14 protein-coding genes are annotated in these 14,094 nt (G+C 71.9%); 11 read left to right on the plus strand and 3 right to left on the minus strand.

Annotated elements, in window-relative coordinates; all coding sequences use genetic code 11:
- Positions 1–95 precede the first annotated feature (95 nt).
- Complete coding sequence (locus Pka01_RS05275; protein ID WP_203881447.1) at positions 96–1,055, plus strand: MBL fold metallo-hydrolase; 960 nt, start codon at positions 96–98, stop codon at positions 1,053–1,055.
- A 15-nt stretch (positions 1,056–1,070) separates the two neighbouring features.
- Here the strand turns inward: Pka01_RS05275 and Pka01_RS05280 are convergent, their stop codons facing one another.
- Entirely contained in the window at positions 1,071–1,859 is a 789-nt protein-coding gene (locus tag Pka01_RS05280; RefSeq protein ID WP_275414430.1) for an SAM-dependent methyltransferase, read from the minus strand.
- Positions 1,860–1,982: 123 nt separating this feature from the next.
- Entirely contained in the window at positions 1,983–3,185 is a 1,203-nt protein-coding gene (locus Pka01_RS05285; RefSeq protein WP_203881449.1) for a sensor histidine kinase, read from the minus strand.
- Positions 3,186–3,475: 290 nt separating this feature from the next.
- Between Pka01_RS05285 and Pka01_RS05290 the strand changes: the two genes are divergently transcribed.
- The 5 genes from Pka01_RS05290 to Pka01_RS05310 all read left to right on the plus strand — a co-directional run bounded on the left by Pka01_RS05290 (position 3,476) and on the right by Pka01_RS05310 (position 7,896).
- The gene (locus Pka01_RS05290; protein WP_203881450.1) at positions 3,476–4,441 is read left to right on the plus strand and encodes a UDP-glucuronic acid decarboxylase family protein; all 966 of its coding nucleotides are present in this window, start codon (positions 3,476–3,478) and stop codon (positions 4,439–4,441) included.
- Positions 4,442–4,526: 85 nt separating this feature from the next.
- A complete protein-coding gene (locus tag Pka01_RS05295; RefSeq protein ID WP_239114752.1) occupies positions 4,527–4,985 on the plus strand; it encodes a MarR family winged helix-turn-helix transcriptional regulator in 459 nt (152 codons plus the stop codon).
- Positions 4,982–5,788 carry an ABC transporter ATP-binding protein gene (locus Pka01_RS05300; RefSeq protein ID WP_203881451.1) on the plus strand — a complete coding sequence of 269 codons (807 nt, stop codon included), beginning with the start codon at positions 4,982–4,984 and terminating at the stop codon, positions 5,786–5,788. The genes Pka01_RS05295 and Pka01_RS05300 overlap by 4 nt, the downstream gene beginning before the upstream one ends.
- Positions 5,748–6,578, plus strand: a complete 831-nt coding sequence (locus Pka01_RS05305; protein ID WP_203881452.1) for an ABC transporter permease — start codon at positions 5,748–5,750, stop codon at positions 6,576–6,578. Before Pka01_RS05300 ends, Pka01_RS05305 begins: the two co-directional genes overlap by 41 nt.
- A 412-nt stretch (positions 6,579–6,990) precedes the next feature.
- Positions 6,991–7,896, plus strand: a complete 906-nt coding sequence (locus Pka01_RS05310) for a DMT family transporter (RefSeq protein ID WP_203881453.1) — start codon at positions 6,991–6,993, stop codon at positions 7,894–7,896.
- On the opposite strand, the gene Pka01_RS05315 is transcribed toward Pka01_RS05310, so the two are convergent.
- Positions 7,850–8,932 carry an MGDG synthase family glycosyltransferase gene (locus tag Pka01_RS05315; RefSeq protein ID WP_239114753.1) on the minus strand — a complete coding sequence of 361 codons (1,083 nt, stop codon included), beginning with the start codon at positions 8,930–8,932 and terminating at the stop codon, positions 7,850–7,852. The two genes, Pka01_RS05310 and Pka01_RS05315, sit on opposite strands and share 47 nt — an antisense overlap.
- Positions 8,933–8,964: 32 nt before the next feature.
- On the opposite strand from Pka01_RS05315, the gene Pka01_RS05320 reads away from it, so the two are divergent.
- The 5 genes from Pka01_RS05320 to Pka01_RS05340 all read left to right on the plus strand — a co-directional run bounded on the left by Pka01_RS05320 (position 8,965) and on the right by Pka01_RS05340 (position 14,093).
- Positions 8,965–9,678, plus strand: coding sequence for a polysaccharide deacetylase family protein (locus Pka01_RS05320; protein WP_203881454.1), 714 nt, complete (start codon positions 8,965–8,967; stop codon positions 9,676–9,678).
- Positions 9,679–10,083: 405 nt separating this feature from the next.
- On the plus strand, positions 10,084–10,902 hold the full coding sequence (gene hpnC, locus Pka01_RS05325; RefSeq protein ID WP_239114754.1) for a squalene synthase HpnC: 819 nt from the start codon (positions 10,084–10,086) through the stop codon (positions 10,900–10,902).
- Positions 10,903–10,906: 4 nt separating this feature from the next.
- The gene (locus tag Pka01_RS05330; RefSeq protein ID WP_203881456.1) at positions 10,907–11,755 is read left to right on the plus strand and encodes a phytoene/squalene synthase family protein; all 849 of its coding nucleotides are present in this window, start codon (positions 10,907–10,909) and stop codon (positions 11,753–11,755) included.
- On the plus strand, positions 11,752–13,083 hold the full coding sequence (gene hpnE / locus Pka01_RS05335) for a hydroxysqualene dehydroxylase HpnE (RefSeq protein ID WP_203881457.1): 1,332 nt from the start codon (positions 11,752–11,754) through the stop codon (positions 13,081–13,083). The genes Pka01_RS05330 and hpnE overlap by 4 nt, the downstream gene beginning before the upstream one ends.
- A complete protein-coding gene (locus Pka01_RS05340; RefSeq protein WP_203881458.1) occupies positions 13,080–14,093 on the plus strand; it encodes a polyprenyl synthetase family protein in 1,014 nt (337 codons plus the stop codon). The genes hpnE and Pka01_RS05340 overlap by 4 nt, the downstream gene beginning before the upstream one ends.
- The last annotated feature ends 1 nt before the right edge of the window (position 14,094 follow it).

The raw sequence follows: 14,094 nt of genomic DNA on the forward strand, positions 1-14,094 counted from the left end.
TCGCCCAAACGGGTCGTATCGTAACCGGTGCACGCGAGCGCCAGAAGTGCCCGCGACCTGGCCCGCGAACGCGCGGTCCACCTACGAACAGAGGGATGACGACGGTGACATCGACGCACGACGGAGCCGGCTCCGCACCCGAGGCGGCCGCCCTGCACGAGATCGTCGAAGGCGTCTTCGCCTGGGTGCAGCCCGACGGCACCTGGTGGATCAACAACGCCGGCGCGGTGAGCGGCCCCGACGGCACGATCGTCGTCGACACCTGCGCCACGGAGGTGCGCACCCGCCGGTTCCTGGCCGCCGTCGGCGCGGCCACCGGCGACGCCCCGCTGACCATGGCGGTCAACACGCACCTGCACGGCGATCACACGTACGGCAACAGCCTGCTGCCGAGCTCGACGGTGCTGATCGGGCACGAGGCCATGCGGGAGGGACTGCTGACCGACCCGATCATCGACGGCTGCCCGCCCGTCTGGCAGCCGGTGCCCGACTGGGGCGGTGTGACGAGGCGGGTCCCCTCCGTCGTCCTGCGCTCGGATCTGACGTTGTTCACCGGGTCACGACGGGTCGACCTCCTGCACCCGGGCTACAGCGCCCACACGACCGGCGACGTCGTGGCCTGGCTTCCCGAAGAGCGGGTCCTGTTCACCGGTGACCTGATCTTCCACGGCGTCACACCGCTGGTGTTCATGGGCTCGGTCGAGGGGGCGATCGCGTCGCTGGGCTGGCTGGCCGACTTCGGCGCCGACCACGTCGTCCCCGGCCACGGCCCCCTCATCGACGGCGCCGCGCTGCCCGGAGTGCTGGCCGACGTGGAGCGTTACCTCCAGCTCGTGCTGCGGACGGCGCGGACCGGGCTCGATGAGGGCCTTACGCCGCTCGAGGCGGCGCAGCGCTGCGACCTCGGGGAGTTCGCGGCCTGGCCGGACGCGGAGCGCCTCGTGCTCAACCTGCACCGCGCGTACGCCGACGCCGCCGGACGGCCGTTCGACCTCCTCGAGGCGATCGGCGACGCCGTGCGGTACAACGGCGGTCCCATGGCCAGCTCCGTATGACGGGCGCCGCCGCCCTCAGCGGCGAAGCCCCACCCCGCTGAAGCCGTCGATGCCGGGCAGCTTGGGGATCCTCGGCTCGTCCGGCTCGGGGCGCCACTCCCCGGTGGACACCAGGCCCGGCTCGGCGAGCTCGAACCCGTCGAAGAACCCCAGGATCTGCGTGCGGGTCCTGGGCGTGACGGAGCCGGTGGCGGTCCGGCGGTAGACCTCGCGCCCCTCCTCGAGCTTGCCGTCGTCGATGTCGCCGAAGGAGAGGTGGTTGATCACCAGCCCGCTTCCCGAGGGGAGCCGGTCGCACAACGTGCGCACCGCCCGCTCCGCGACGTCGTCCTCCGGGATGAAGTGCAGGACCGCGAGCAGCAGCAGCGCGACCGGCTTGTCGAAGTCGATGTGCGCGCGGACGCGCGGGTCGCTCAGGATCGCCTCGGGCTCGCGCAGGTCGCCGTCCAGGAGGATCGAACGCGGGTCGTCGGCCAGCAGGCGGCCGCCCTGGGCCAGCACGATCGGGTCGTTGTCGACGTAGACGATCCGGGAGTCCGGCGCGACCCGCAGCGCGACCTGGTGGACGTTCTCCTGCGTGGGCAGGCCTGCGCCGATGTCGAGGAACTGCCGGATCCCGTTCTCGGCGAGGAAGCGCACCGCACGGCTGAGGAAGCGGCGGTTGGCCTGGACGCCCTCCCTGATGTTGGGGGTCAGTTCGGCGAGTTTGTCGGCCGCCGCCCGGTCGGAGGGGAAGTTGTCCGTGCCGCCGAGGAGGTAGTCGTAGATCCGCGCGACGCTCGGAACCGCTGGATCGATCCCCACCGGTGCCTGCTCCATGTTCATCCGCCCCTCACCCGCGTCCGATGTTGATCACAACGTAACCAACAAATCCGGATATTTACGGGAATCCGAGATGATCACTCGGGCGGGCGGAACAGCGAGGGATCACCGGGAACCGGCGGCGGACCCCACCGGCCCCCGCCGCCCCACGGGGGGCGGATAACCCAGCTCTCTGGTGCGGGGGATCCTGGCCGTCAGCACGAACCCGCCCTCCTCGGTCGGAGCCCAGGCGAGCAGGCCTCCCATCAGGGCGACGCGTTCCTTCAGCCCCTCAAGCCCGTAGCCGGGCCCGGCGCTCTCGAAGATGATCCCGGCCGGGCGCGGCTCGTCACCGGTCTCGCCGTTGATCACGGAGACCCTGGTCACCTCGCCCCTGGTCTCGCAGACGACCCGCACCTCAGAGCTCGGCGCGTGCTTGCGTACGTTGTTGAGCCCCTCCTGGACGATCCGGTAACACGCGTGGCCGGCCTCCCGCGAAAGCGTGTCCGCGTCGAGCCGCAGATCGACCCGCAGTCCGGTCGCGACGCAATCGTCGACGAGCTGGGGGATCGCGTCGACGCCCTTGGCCGCGGCGGGGATGTCGCCACGGCGCACGACCGTCAGCAGTTCTCTCAGCTCCGACAGCGCCCGCACGCCCTTGTCCTCGATGATCCTGGCGAGCGACACGACCTCCGTGCGGTCCTCGCTGTCCCTGATGACGCCGGCGTGCAGGACCATCACCGTGACCGCGTGGGTGACGGTGTCGTGCAGCTCCCCCGCCAGGCGACGGCGCTCATCCGACGCGGCGCGCTCCTCCCTGAGCCACAACTCCGCCTGCATCGTGTGGTAGCCCCGTACCCAGGTCCCGATCATCGCGGGAAGGTAGACCAGCGCCACGGCGCGGATCGCGTCGGCCCAGAGCAGGTGCAACGGCGCCCGGGCCAGCACGCTGATCGCCAGGTAGGCGACCGCCGCCGCGGCGGCGACCCGCTCCCACCTCCGCACGGTGGCGTGCGCCGTCATCGAGTACGCCGCGAGGGTCAACGGCAGGAACTCCCCGGTGACCGCGAGGCAGATCACCGCGGCGACGAGGGGCGGCCAGGCCGTGCGGCGCCGTACCAGCATGGACAGGGCGGCGACGACGGCGGTCAGGACGGCGAACCAGCGGGGCGCGCTCACCCACGACGCGGGCGCGCCGATGCCCACGAGCGCCGGCGGGAGGCTGCAGACCAGAACCGCCATCGCCAGCGCGACGTCGACGAGAACATCCCGGTGCCGTGCGGCGAATCCCCGCCATCCGCCTCGCGTATATCTGATTCCGTCCTCCATGGCGCTCCTCCGGGGGTCCGTCGACCTCTACCCCGAGCGCGACTTTTGCGGTGTTTGAATACTTTCGTCCGGTTACCGTTACCCGGGAGAGTGGAGGTCTAACCTGCACCAAGAGGTCTTTAACCAGGCCCGCCGCCGCCTCGTCCGTGACGACCTTTGAGATCCCGTCCCATTTAAGTTGAATTATCAATAAAAGTCCGTTTATTAATGCGGGGTGCGGCAACCACCACCACACGCGACGGAGGCGATCCATGCGGACGCGGCCCGGGGTCGCTGGAGGGGGTCGCACGATGACGGGTCTCCACGCGGTGGTCACGGGCGGCGCCGGCTTCCTCGGCTCCCACCTGTGCGAGCGGCTCGTCCACCTGAACGCCTCGGTGACCTGCATGGACAACTTCCTGACCGGGTCGCCGGGCAACGTCGAGCACCTGATGGGACGGCCGGGCTTCCGTGTCATGGAGTGCGACCTCACCGGATTCGTCCACGTGCCTGGGCCGGTAGACCTGGTGCTCCACTTCGCCTCGTCCGCGTCCCCCGCCGACTACCTGCGGCATCCGATCGAGACGCTGAAGGCCGGCAGCCTCGGCACGCTTCACGCGCTGGGGCTCGCCCGGGAGAAGGACGCCCGCTTCGTCCTCGCCTCCACCAGCGAGGTGTACGGCGATCCACTGGAGCACCCGCAGCGGGAGAGCTACTGGGGCAACGTCAACCCGGTCGGGCCGCGCAGCGTTTACGACGAGGCCAAGCGCTTCGCGGAGTCGCTCACCACGGCCTACCGGGAGTCCCGCGGGGTGGACACGGCCATCGTCCGCATCTTCAACACCTACGGCCCGCGGATGCGGCCCCACGACGGCCGGGCGATCCCTACGTTCATCCGTCAGGCCCTGACCGGCGAGCCCTTCACCGTGGCAGGAGACGGCACCCAGACGCGGTCGATCTGCTACGTGGACGACACGGTGAGCGGGGTGCTCGCGCTGGCCTCGAGCGACTTCGCGGGCCCGGTGAACATCGGGAACCCCGTCGAGATGTCCGTCCTCGAACTGGCGGAGACGATCCGCCGTCTGACCAGGTCCTGCTCGCCCATCCGTTTCGTGGAAAGGCCGGTTGACGACCCCGACGTCCGGCGGCCGGACACCTCGCTGGCGGTACGGCGACTGGGCTGGCGGCCGCAGATCGATCCGGAGACAGGGCTGCTGCGGACCATCGCCTGGTTCGAGCGGGAACTGAGAGGGACCGATGCCGCGGCCGTCTCCTGATCCCTTTCTCCGGGCCGCCGACCGGCGTCACGTTGATCATAATTTGTCCTGATATTACCTCTTAATAAGAGGTATAATGAGTCTCATGTCTCCGATGAGGACTCCCGCCGCGGCGGACGAGGTGATGGCCGTCGTGCTGACGCTGCGGCGCGTCGTGCGGCGGCGCCTGCGCGCCGAACTGCCCGGCCCACTGCTTCGCGGCGCCCAGGTGGAGCTGCTGCAGCTCATCGAGACCGAGCCGGGAATCGGCGTCGCGGCGGCCGCCCGGACCCTCCATCTCGCGGGCAACTCGGTCAGCACGCTCGTCAACCAGCTCGGCGCCGCGGGGCTTCTGCGCCGCGAGATCGACCCCGCCGACCGTCGCGCGGCCAGGCTCTTCCTCACCGACGCCGCGGTCGCCCGGCTCGCCCGATGGCGCGACACCCGCAGCCGGCTCGTCGGCGACGCCTTCGCCCGGCTGAGCGACGACGAGGTGTCCACCGTCGTCGCGGCCCTGCCCGCCCTGCGGCACCTGATCACGGAACTCGCGGAGGACGTCGTATGACCCCAGCGCTGCGCTGCGTCGGGTTGCGTCAGAAGTTCGGCGACACCGTCGCCGTCGACGGGCTCGACCTGGAGGTCGAGCGCGGCGAGGTGTTCGGCCTGCTCGGGCCGAACGGCGCCGGCAAGACCACGACGATCCGGATGATCACGACGCTCCTGCCCGCGCCGCCCGGCGCGATCCAGGTGATGGGCCGCGACGTGGCACGCCAGCGGACGGCCGTGCGCCGGCTGATCGGCTACGTCCCCCAGCAGCTGTCCGCCGACGGGACCCTGACGGGCAGGGAGAACGTGGCCCTGTTCGCCCGGCTGTACGACGTGCCGCGCGCCGCCCGTGCGGCGCAGGTCGCGGCCGTGCTCGACGCGATGGACCTCACCGAGGTGGCCGACCGCCCGAGCAAGACCTACTCCGGCGGAATGGTGCGCCGGCTCGAGCTGGCCCAGGCCCTGGTCAGCGCCCCGCAGCTGCTGATCCTCGACGAGCCGACCGTCGGGCTCGACCCCGTCGCCCGCGACGGCGTGTGGGACAGGATCGCCGCGATCCGCGCGGCCACCGGGATGACCGTCCTCGTCACGACCCACGCCATGCAGGAGGCCGACGAGCACTGCGAGCGCGTCGCCCTCATGCACCGTGGCCGTATCCGCGCGCAGGGCTCCCCCGGCGAGCTGAAGGACGCCCTCGGCCCGGACGCCACCCTCGACGACGTCTTCCGGCACCACACCGGCAACGCCCTGACCGGCGACAACGAGAACGGAGGGATGCGCGATGTCCGCGCTGCCCGTCGCACCGCCCGCCGCGTCGGCTGAGACCGAGCCAGGACCGCTCGCCCTCGCCCGCACCGTCGCCTCGCGGGTCGCCACGACGTGCCTGGTCGAGCTGCAGAAGCTCCGCCACGACCGGACCGAGCTGGTCACCCGGGCCGTCCAGCCCGCGTTGTGGCTGCTCGTGTTCGGCCAGGTGTTCACCCGGATCCGGGCGATCCCGACGGGCTCGACGCCGTACCTGGACTTCCTGGCACCCGGCATCCTCGCCCAGTCCGCGCTGTTCATCGCGATCTTCTACGGCATCCAGATCATCTGGGAGCGTGACGCCGGGGTGCTGGCCAAGCTGCTGGTGACGCCGACGCCGCGGATCGCGCTGGTCGGCGCCAAGGCGTTCGCGGCCGGGGTGCGCGCGGTGGCCCAGGCCGTCGTGGTGCTCGTCCTCGCGCTGATCCTCGGCGTCCACCTCGAGACGAACCCGTTCAAGATCATCTTGCTGGTGGTCGCACTGCTTCTGGGGTCGGCGTTCTTCTGCTGCCTGTCGATCACCATCGCCGGCCTGGTGCTGTCCAGGGACCGGCTCATGGGCATCGGCCAGGCCATCACGATGCCGCTGTTCTTCGCGTCGAACGCGCTCTACCCGGTGGAACTCATGCCGGGATGGCTCCAGGTGATCAACCACATCAACCCGCTGAGCTACGAGGTCGAGGCCCTGCGCGGGCTCCTGGTCGGCACCTCCGCCCGGCTCCCGCTCGACTTCGGCGTGCTGTTCGCCTCGGCCGCCGTCATGATCGCCATCGCCTCGGCCCTGCTCCCCCGCCTAGCCCGCGGCTGACCCCCGCCCGTGATCATGCACACCTTCGGGAAAACACTGTCCCATCTGCGCATACACATGTCGTGATCATGCACAGATTCGGCGACATGGCCCCTCACCTGCTCGAACAAGCTTCGTGATCATGCGCGGGTGAGGCGTCCTCGTCCAGGCACTGCCCCCGCATCGCGTCCGCCACGGCGCACGCGGGTCGTACGCCCAACCCTGCGACCCCCGATATTGCATGATCACGCACGCCATCAATGCTGGTCAGGCCCCATCCTCACGAATCTGTGCATGATCACGCCCAGCATCGGTCCTGGCCAGCGCGCGCTTCCGCGAACCCGTGCATGATCACACCCTGGCAGGGAGCAGGGTGGATGACCCTCTGGCGGGTATTGCACCCTCAGCGGACGGGGAATCCGGGGGGCACATCATGATCGCTGTTCCTCTCGCACTTCTGGCGGCGGTGTGCAACGCCCTCGCGTCCGTACTGCAGCGCAAGGCCGCCCGATCCGCTCCCCCGAGTGAGGCGTTCCGCCTGGCGTTGATGTGGGACCTGGTCCGGCGCCCGGCGTGGCTCCTCGGCATCCTGGCCCTCATCGGCGGCTTCCTCTTCCAGGCGACCGCGCTCGGCTTCGCCGGACTGGCTCTGGTGCAACCCCTGCTCGTCGTGGAGTTGCCGATCACGATGCTCATCGCCGCGTGGCTGTTCAAGATCCAGCTGGGCCGGCAGTCGTGGCTCGCCGTCGGCGCAGTCACCTCCGGCCTCGCCCTCTTCCTCGCCGCGGCCTCCCCCTCGAACGCCGACAAGATGCCCGGGTTCATGGGCTGGGTCATCTCCGCGGCGGTCACGGCCGGGCTCGTGGCGGTGGCGGTCGCGGTCGGCGTGGTCAGCGGCAGGATGCCCGGCGGCCTGGGGCTGCGCGGCGTGGCTCTCGGCATCGCGGCCGGGCTCACCTTCGCCTACACCGCTGTGCTGATGAAGCGGACCATCGACGTCCTCGAGCGGGACCCGCCCGGCGTGCTGACCTCGTGGCCGCTCTACACGATGGTGGCGACCGGCCTGTGCAGCGTCTTCCTGTTGCAGAACGCCCTGCAGTGCTCGCCCCTGGTCGCCGTGCAGCCGGCGCTCACCGTCACCGACCCGGTGGCCAGCACCGGGTACGGCGTGGCCCTGTTCGGCGAGGACATCAGGACCAGTGGGTGGGTGGTGCCCGAACTCCTGGGGATCGGGCTGATCCTTCTGGGCAGTGTGCTGCTGTCGCGCTCGGCGGCGGTCCGGGGAGACGGGGTCATCGATACGGGCGACCAAGAAGCGACTCGGGGGACGCCGCGTTGAACAGCGCGGCCCCTCTGGCGATCAGTCCGGCGCGCTCGGGTGTGCCGTCGAGGCGGTCGAGGGCGCCGATGAGCTCGGCCGCGTCCCGCGCGTAGACGCTGAGCCCCGCCCGCTCCATGGCCAGCGCGCCGTCGCGGCCGTGACCCGCGATGGGCCGATAGGAGACGACCGGCACCCCGGCGGCGAACGCCTCCCTGCAGGTCAGACCGGCCGCGTTGTCCACCATCGCGTAGGCCGCCGCGAACACGTCCGGCATGTCGTCGCACCAGCCCAGGGCCGGCCAGGCTCCGGCGTCCCGCATGCGGCGCAGGAGGCGGTCGCTGCGCCCACAGAGGACGACCGGCAGATAGCGGCCGGACGCGGCCAGGACGCGGGCCGTCTCCTCCACCTCCCCGACTCCCCAGGCTCCGGCGGAGACGAGCACCGGCCGGTCGCCCTCCCGGACGCCGAGCCGCGCGCGTGCCCGCCCCACGTCGGCGTCCCGTTCGAGGAACTCGGGCCGGACGAGCGGGGCGTGGCACAGGGCGGGGCGGCCGGTCGCCTCGGCGACAGTGCGCGCCGTCACGGGGTCGCCGCACAGGTACGTGTCGTTCCCTGGATGCAGCCACAGCCGGTGCGCGGCGAAGTCGGTCACGACGACCACGCTCGGGACGGCGAGCCGGTCGCGTTCGCGCAGGTGACCGGTGACCTGCGCGGCCAGATGGAAGGTCGAGACGACCGCCTCGGGCGCGCGGAGCCGTACGAGCTCACGAAGCGGCTCCGCGGCCAGGAGGGTGAGCGGGGAGGTCGAGGGAGCACGCTCGGACACGAAGAAGACCTGGTAGATCGCGGCGTACAGCCACGGCGCCGAGCGGATCATCCAGCCGTACCCCCGGCGCAACGACGTCCCCACGCCCAGCGGCAGCAGATCGAGGATGTCGACCACCTCGGCCTCGACGTCCTGGGCGGCCAGCCGGCGGCCGAGCTCGGTGGCGACGCCGTCGTGCCCGGCTCCCATGGCCGCGCTCAGGATGAGGATCTTTCGCCCCTTTGGCATCACGAGCACCTTCCCTGAGAACACTTGAGGGGATGACTCGCGCTCTTCTCGCACTCGGGGGGCTCGGCGGTGCGGCCCTGCTGCACGCCGGCCCCGGGGCGACCTGGCTGCCCGCCGTCCGCCGCCTGACGCCCGGACTCGCCGGTGAGGGGGCGCCCGGCCATGTCGCGCTGACCTTCGACGACGGGCCCGATCCCCGGTCCACGCCACGCTTCCTCGACGAACTGGACCGGCTGGGGTGCCGGGCGACCTTCTTCGTCCTCGGTGAGATGCTCGAACGCCACCCCGGCGTCGCCCGCCGTGCCGCCGAGGCCGGCCACGAGATCGGCGTGCACGGCTGGCACCACCGCAACTCCCTCACGACGCCTCCTGGCCGGGTCGCCGTCGAGATGGGCCGCGCCGCGGACCTCGTGCGCGCGGTGACGGGCGTCCGCCCGGTCCGGTACCGGCCGCCGTACGGCGTGCTCAGCGCGGAGGCCCTCCTCGCGGCGCGGTGGTGGGGGTTGCGCCCCGTGTTGTGGACGGCCTGGGGACGGGACTGGACCGCGCACGCCACCCCGGAGTCGGTGCTGGAGACCATGACGCCCGGCCTGCGGGGCGGGGCGACGCTCCTGCTGCACGACTCCGACTGCACCTCGGCACCCGGCGCGTGGCGCTCGGCGCTCGGCGCGCTCGGGCATCTGGTCGATCACTGCCGCTCCGCGGGACTGCGCGTCGGCCCCCTGGCCGAGCACGGCGTCGGCTGACGGTCGGCTCGCGTCCGGCCGGCTTCCGCCGGGCTCCTACCCCGCCGCGCCCGGCGGTACGAGCGGGGGCCGCCCAGGCACGCGAAGCTTTTACCTCACGCCATTACGGCAAAAGCGCGGGAAAGCGATTCCATTTACTGATCAGTCCTGACAATGAGGATTTTGAATTCCCTCGACTTCGCCGGTCGTGATCAAAACATTTCGTCTGCCCGACCGGCCACGTACGTAAAGTCCGGCGAGCTCATGCCATGTTTTGTGGCGAATCGCCAGGGAGATCCTGTTGTCATGTTGTCGGGGGGAGGCGTTCTCCGCCACATTCGCAACGTCCGCAATGTCAGCAGTTTCGGCGCTGTGGGAAACGTTGGGAGTGCTGGCGATGTCAGCGACGCCTGTGATGCGGCGCCGGTGCGCAGGGAGAACTTTCCTGTCGCGTCCCGGCTGCTGCCGCGTCGCCACCGGCGCCACCTCATCGCGGTGTACGGCTTCGCCCGCCGCGTCGACGACATCGGCGACGCGGGCTCGGAAGCCGACCCGGGTGACCCACGCGAGCGCCTCCGCCTGCTCGACGCCGTCGACGCCGACCTGACCCGTCTCTACGACGGCGGCGAACCGCGGCTGCCAGTCATCCGGGCGCTCGCCCCGACGATCGAGGCCTGCGCGATCCCCGCCGAACCGTTCCACCGGCTCGTCGAGGCGAACCGGCGGGAACAGACCGTCACGCGCTACGGCACGTTCGAGGACCTGCTGGCTTCGTGCGCACTGTCGGCCAACCCGGTCGGGCACATCGTGCTGCACGTCTTCGGCCTCGCCGTGCCCGAACGGCTCGGCCTGTCGGACCGGATCTGCTCGGCCCTGCAGATCATCGAGCACTGCCAGGACGTCGGCGAGGACTTCACGCGGGGGCACATCTACCTGCCGGGCGAGGACCTGCGGCGTTTCGGGTGCGTCGAGGCCGACCTGGCCGCGCCCTCGACCTCACCGTGCCTGCGCCGGGTCGTCGCGTTCGAGACGCGGCGCGCGGCGGCCCTGCTCGACGAGGGCGCGCCGCTCGTCCGCACGCTCGGCGGGTTCGCCCGCCTGGCCGTGGCCGGCTACGTCGCCGGAGGGCGCGCCACCGTCGCGGCACTGGAGCGCGGCCGTCACGACGTCCTCGGAACCGCCGTCCGGCCGCGGCGGGACCGGCTGCTGACCGAGTGGTTGCGCGTCCTCACGAGAGGGAGGTGAGCCGGTGGACCCGTCCGACGCCTATCGGCAGTGCGAGCAGATCGTCCGGGCCAGGGCGCAGAACTTCGCCTACGGCATCCTGCTGCTGCCGCCGCAGAAACGGCGTGCGCTCAGCGCCGTCTACGCGTTCGCGCGTCGGATCGACGACATCGGCGACAGCACGGGGCCGGCGGACGAGCGGCTGGCGGCGCTGACCGACGCCCGGGCGGCCCTCCGGCTGGCCCCCGGCGACGACCCCGTCCTGGTGGCCCTGCACGACGCGGCCGGCCGGTACCCCATACCGCTCCCCGCCTTCCACGAACTCATCGACGGTTGCGCCGCGGACGTGCGGGGCGTCACCTACGAACGCTTCGACGACCTGCTGACGTACTGCAGGCACGTCGCCGGGTCGATCGGCCGCCTGTCCCTCGGGATCTTCGGGTCCGAGGAGCCCGCCGCGCCGAAGCTCGCGGATGCGCTCGGGGTGGCGCTCCAGCTGACGAACATCCTGCGCGATCTTTCCGAGGACCGGGTCGCCGGACGCGTCTACCTGCCCGCCGAGGATCTCGACCGGTTCGGGTGCACGCTCGACCTCGACGGCTCGGGCAGGTTCGCCGATCCACCGGAAAGGCTGGCGAACCTGGTGCGCTTCGAAGCACATCGCGCGCTCGGCTGGTACGAGGACGGGATGCGCCTGGTGCCCCTTCTCGACCGGCGCAGCGCGGCCTGCACCGCGGCGATGGCGGGCATCTACCGGCGGCTGCTCGGCCGCATCGCGGCGGACCCGGCCGGAGCGCTGTCCCGGCGGCTGTCCCTCGCCCCCTGGATGAAGGCGATGGTCGCCGCGCGCGCCGTCGCCGGAGCCGGCCGGTGACCGCGCCGCCCGCGCGGGTCGCGATCGTCGGAGGCGGGCTCGCGGGCATCGCCGCTGCCGTCGCCCTGTCAGAGGCCGGGATCCCGGTGATCCTCTTCGAGGCACGCCCCCGGCTCGGCGGGGCGACGCACTCGTTCGAGCGGGGCGGGCTCCTCGCCGACAACGGCCAGCATGTCTTCCTCCGCTGCTGCACGGCCTACCGCGGGCTGCTCGACCGGCTGGGACAGACCGGCAACGTGTCCGTTCAGGACCGGTTCGACATGCACGTGCTCGCCCCCGGGGGCCGCACGGGGCGGCTGCGCCGCTCCGCGCTGCCCGGACCCCTCCACATGTTGCCCGCTCTGGCGACGTACTCGCTGCTCACCCCGGCGGACCGGCTGCGCGCGATGCGCGGCTCGCTCGCCCTGCGCAGGCTCGACCCCGCCGACCTCCGCCTCGACCGGGCCGGCCTCGGCGGCTGGCTGACCGCGCACGGGCAGAGCGAGGCCGCCAGGCGCGACCTGTGGGACCTGTTCACCGTGGCCGCGCTCAACGTGCGCACGGAGGAGGCCGCGCTGGGCCCCGCGGCGATGGTCTTCAAGACCGCACTGCTCGGCCGGGCCGACGCCGCCGACATCGGCGTCCCCGCCGTCTCCCTCAGGGAGCTCCACGGTACGGCCGCGAGGTCGGCGATCGAGCGCGGAGGCGGGGAGGTACGGCTGTCGGCGAAGGTCGAGGCGATCGAGCCTGGACCCACCATCGTGGTGAACGGCGCCCGGATCGAGGCCGCCGCCGTCATCGTCGCGACGCCGCACGAGCAGGCGGCGAAACTCGTCCCCGTCGACGCGGCGCCAGATCGAGACCGGTGGAGCGCGCTCGACGCCAGCCCGATCGTCAACGTCCACATCGTCTACGACAGGCGCGTCATCGACCTGCCGTTCGCCGCGGTGACGGGTTCGCCCGTGCAGTGGATCTTCGACAAGACCCGTGCCGGAGGGGTCCGCGGGGGGCAGTACCTGGCGATCTCCGTCTCGGCCGCGCGCCGGTGGATCGACGCCGCGACCGCCGAGGTGCGCGGGGCGTTCGTCCCCGAGATCGAGCGGCTGCTGCCCCGATCCCGCGAGGCCAGGATCAGGGATTTCTTCGTCACCAGGGAACGGCGGGCCACGTTCCGTCAGAGCCCGGGCAGCGGCGCGCTCCGGCCGGAGGCGGCCACCCTGATGCCCGGCCTCTATCTCGCCGGCGCGTGGACCGCCACGGGCTGGCCCGACACGATGGAGGGCGCCGTGCGGAGCGGGCTCACGGCGGCGGGCCTCGCCAGACGCCACCTGAAAGAGGCGAGGCCATGACCGGAGTGACCCCGCCGTCGGTGTCGGCGGCGCGGGAGCTCGTCGAGCCCGTGCTGCGCGACGCCGTCTCCCGGCTCGACCCGCTGTCGGCCCGCGTCGCCTCCTATCACCTGGGATGGACGGACGCCTCGGGACGGCGTACCGGAGGCGGAGGAAAGGCGTTGCGCCCGGCCCTCGCCGTGCTGTCCGCGCGTGCTGCCGGAGGCGACGAGGAGCGCTGCCTGCCGGTGGCCGCGGCGGTCGAGCTCGTGCACGCGTTCTCCCTGCTCCACGACGACGTCATGGACCGCGATCCGACCCGGAGGCACCGCCCCGCCGCGTGGACCGTGTTCGGCGAATCAGCGGCGATCCTCACGGGCGACGCCCTGCTCGTCCTGGCCCAGGAGCTCGTCCTGGACGAGGCGGACCCGGCGCGTACGCGAGCCGCCCGCAGCCTGCTCACGGCCACCCGGCGGCTGATCGCCGGCCAGGGGCTCGACCTGGACTTCGAACGGCGGGACGACGTCGGCCTTGAGGAGTGCCGCCGGATGTCCGCGGACAAGACGGCCGCTCTGCTGGCCTGCGCCTGCTCGATCGGCGCGATCGCGGCGGGCGCGCCGGAGCGGCTCGTGTCCGCCCTCGCGTCCTTCGGGGCGGAGACGGGGCTGGCGTTCCAGCTCGTGGACGACCTGCTCGGCATCTGGGGCAGCCCGGAGACGACGGGAAAGCCGGTGCTGTCCGATCTGCGCAGCCGCAAGAAGACCCTCCCGGTCGTGGCCGCCCTGACCGGCGGGACCCCGGCGGGCGACGCGCTCGCCGCCCTCCTCGCCACTCCCGGACCGCTCGCGGAGTCCGACCTGCGCGAGGCCGCGCGGCTCGTCGACGAGGCGGGCGGGCGGGACTGGGCGGAGACCGAGGCCAAGCACCGGCTCGACACCGCCGAGCGCCACCTCGTGCGGGCGGACATGCCCGCGGGCGTCCGCGCGGAGTTCCTCGACATCGCCCACTTCATCACCTCCAGGGATCACTGAC

This window comes from Planotetraspora kaengkrachanensis, assembly GCF_016862895.1.
In the GTDB taxonomy this organism is placed as follows: domain Bacteria; phylum Actinomycetota; class Actinomycetes; order Streptosporangiales; family Streptosporangiaceae; genus Planotetraspora; species Planotetraspora kaengkrachanensis.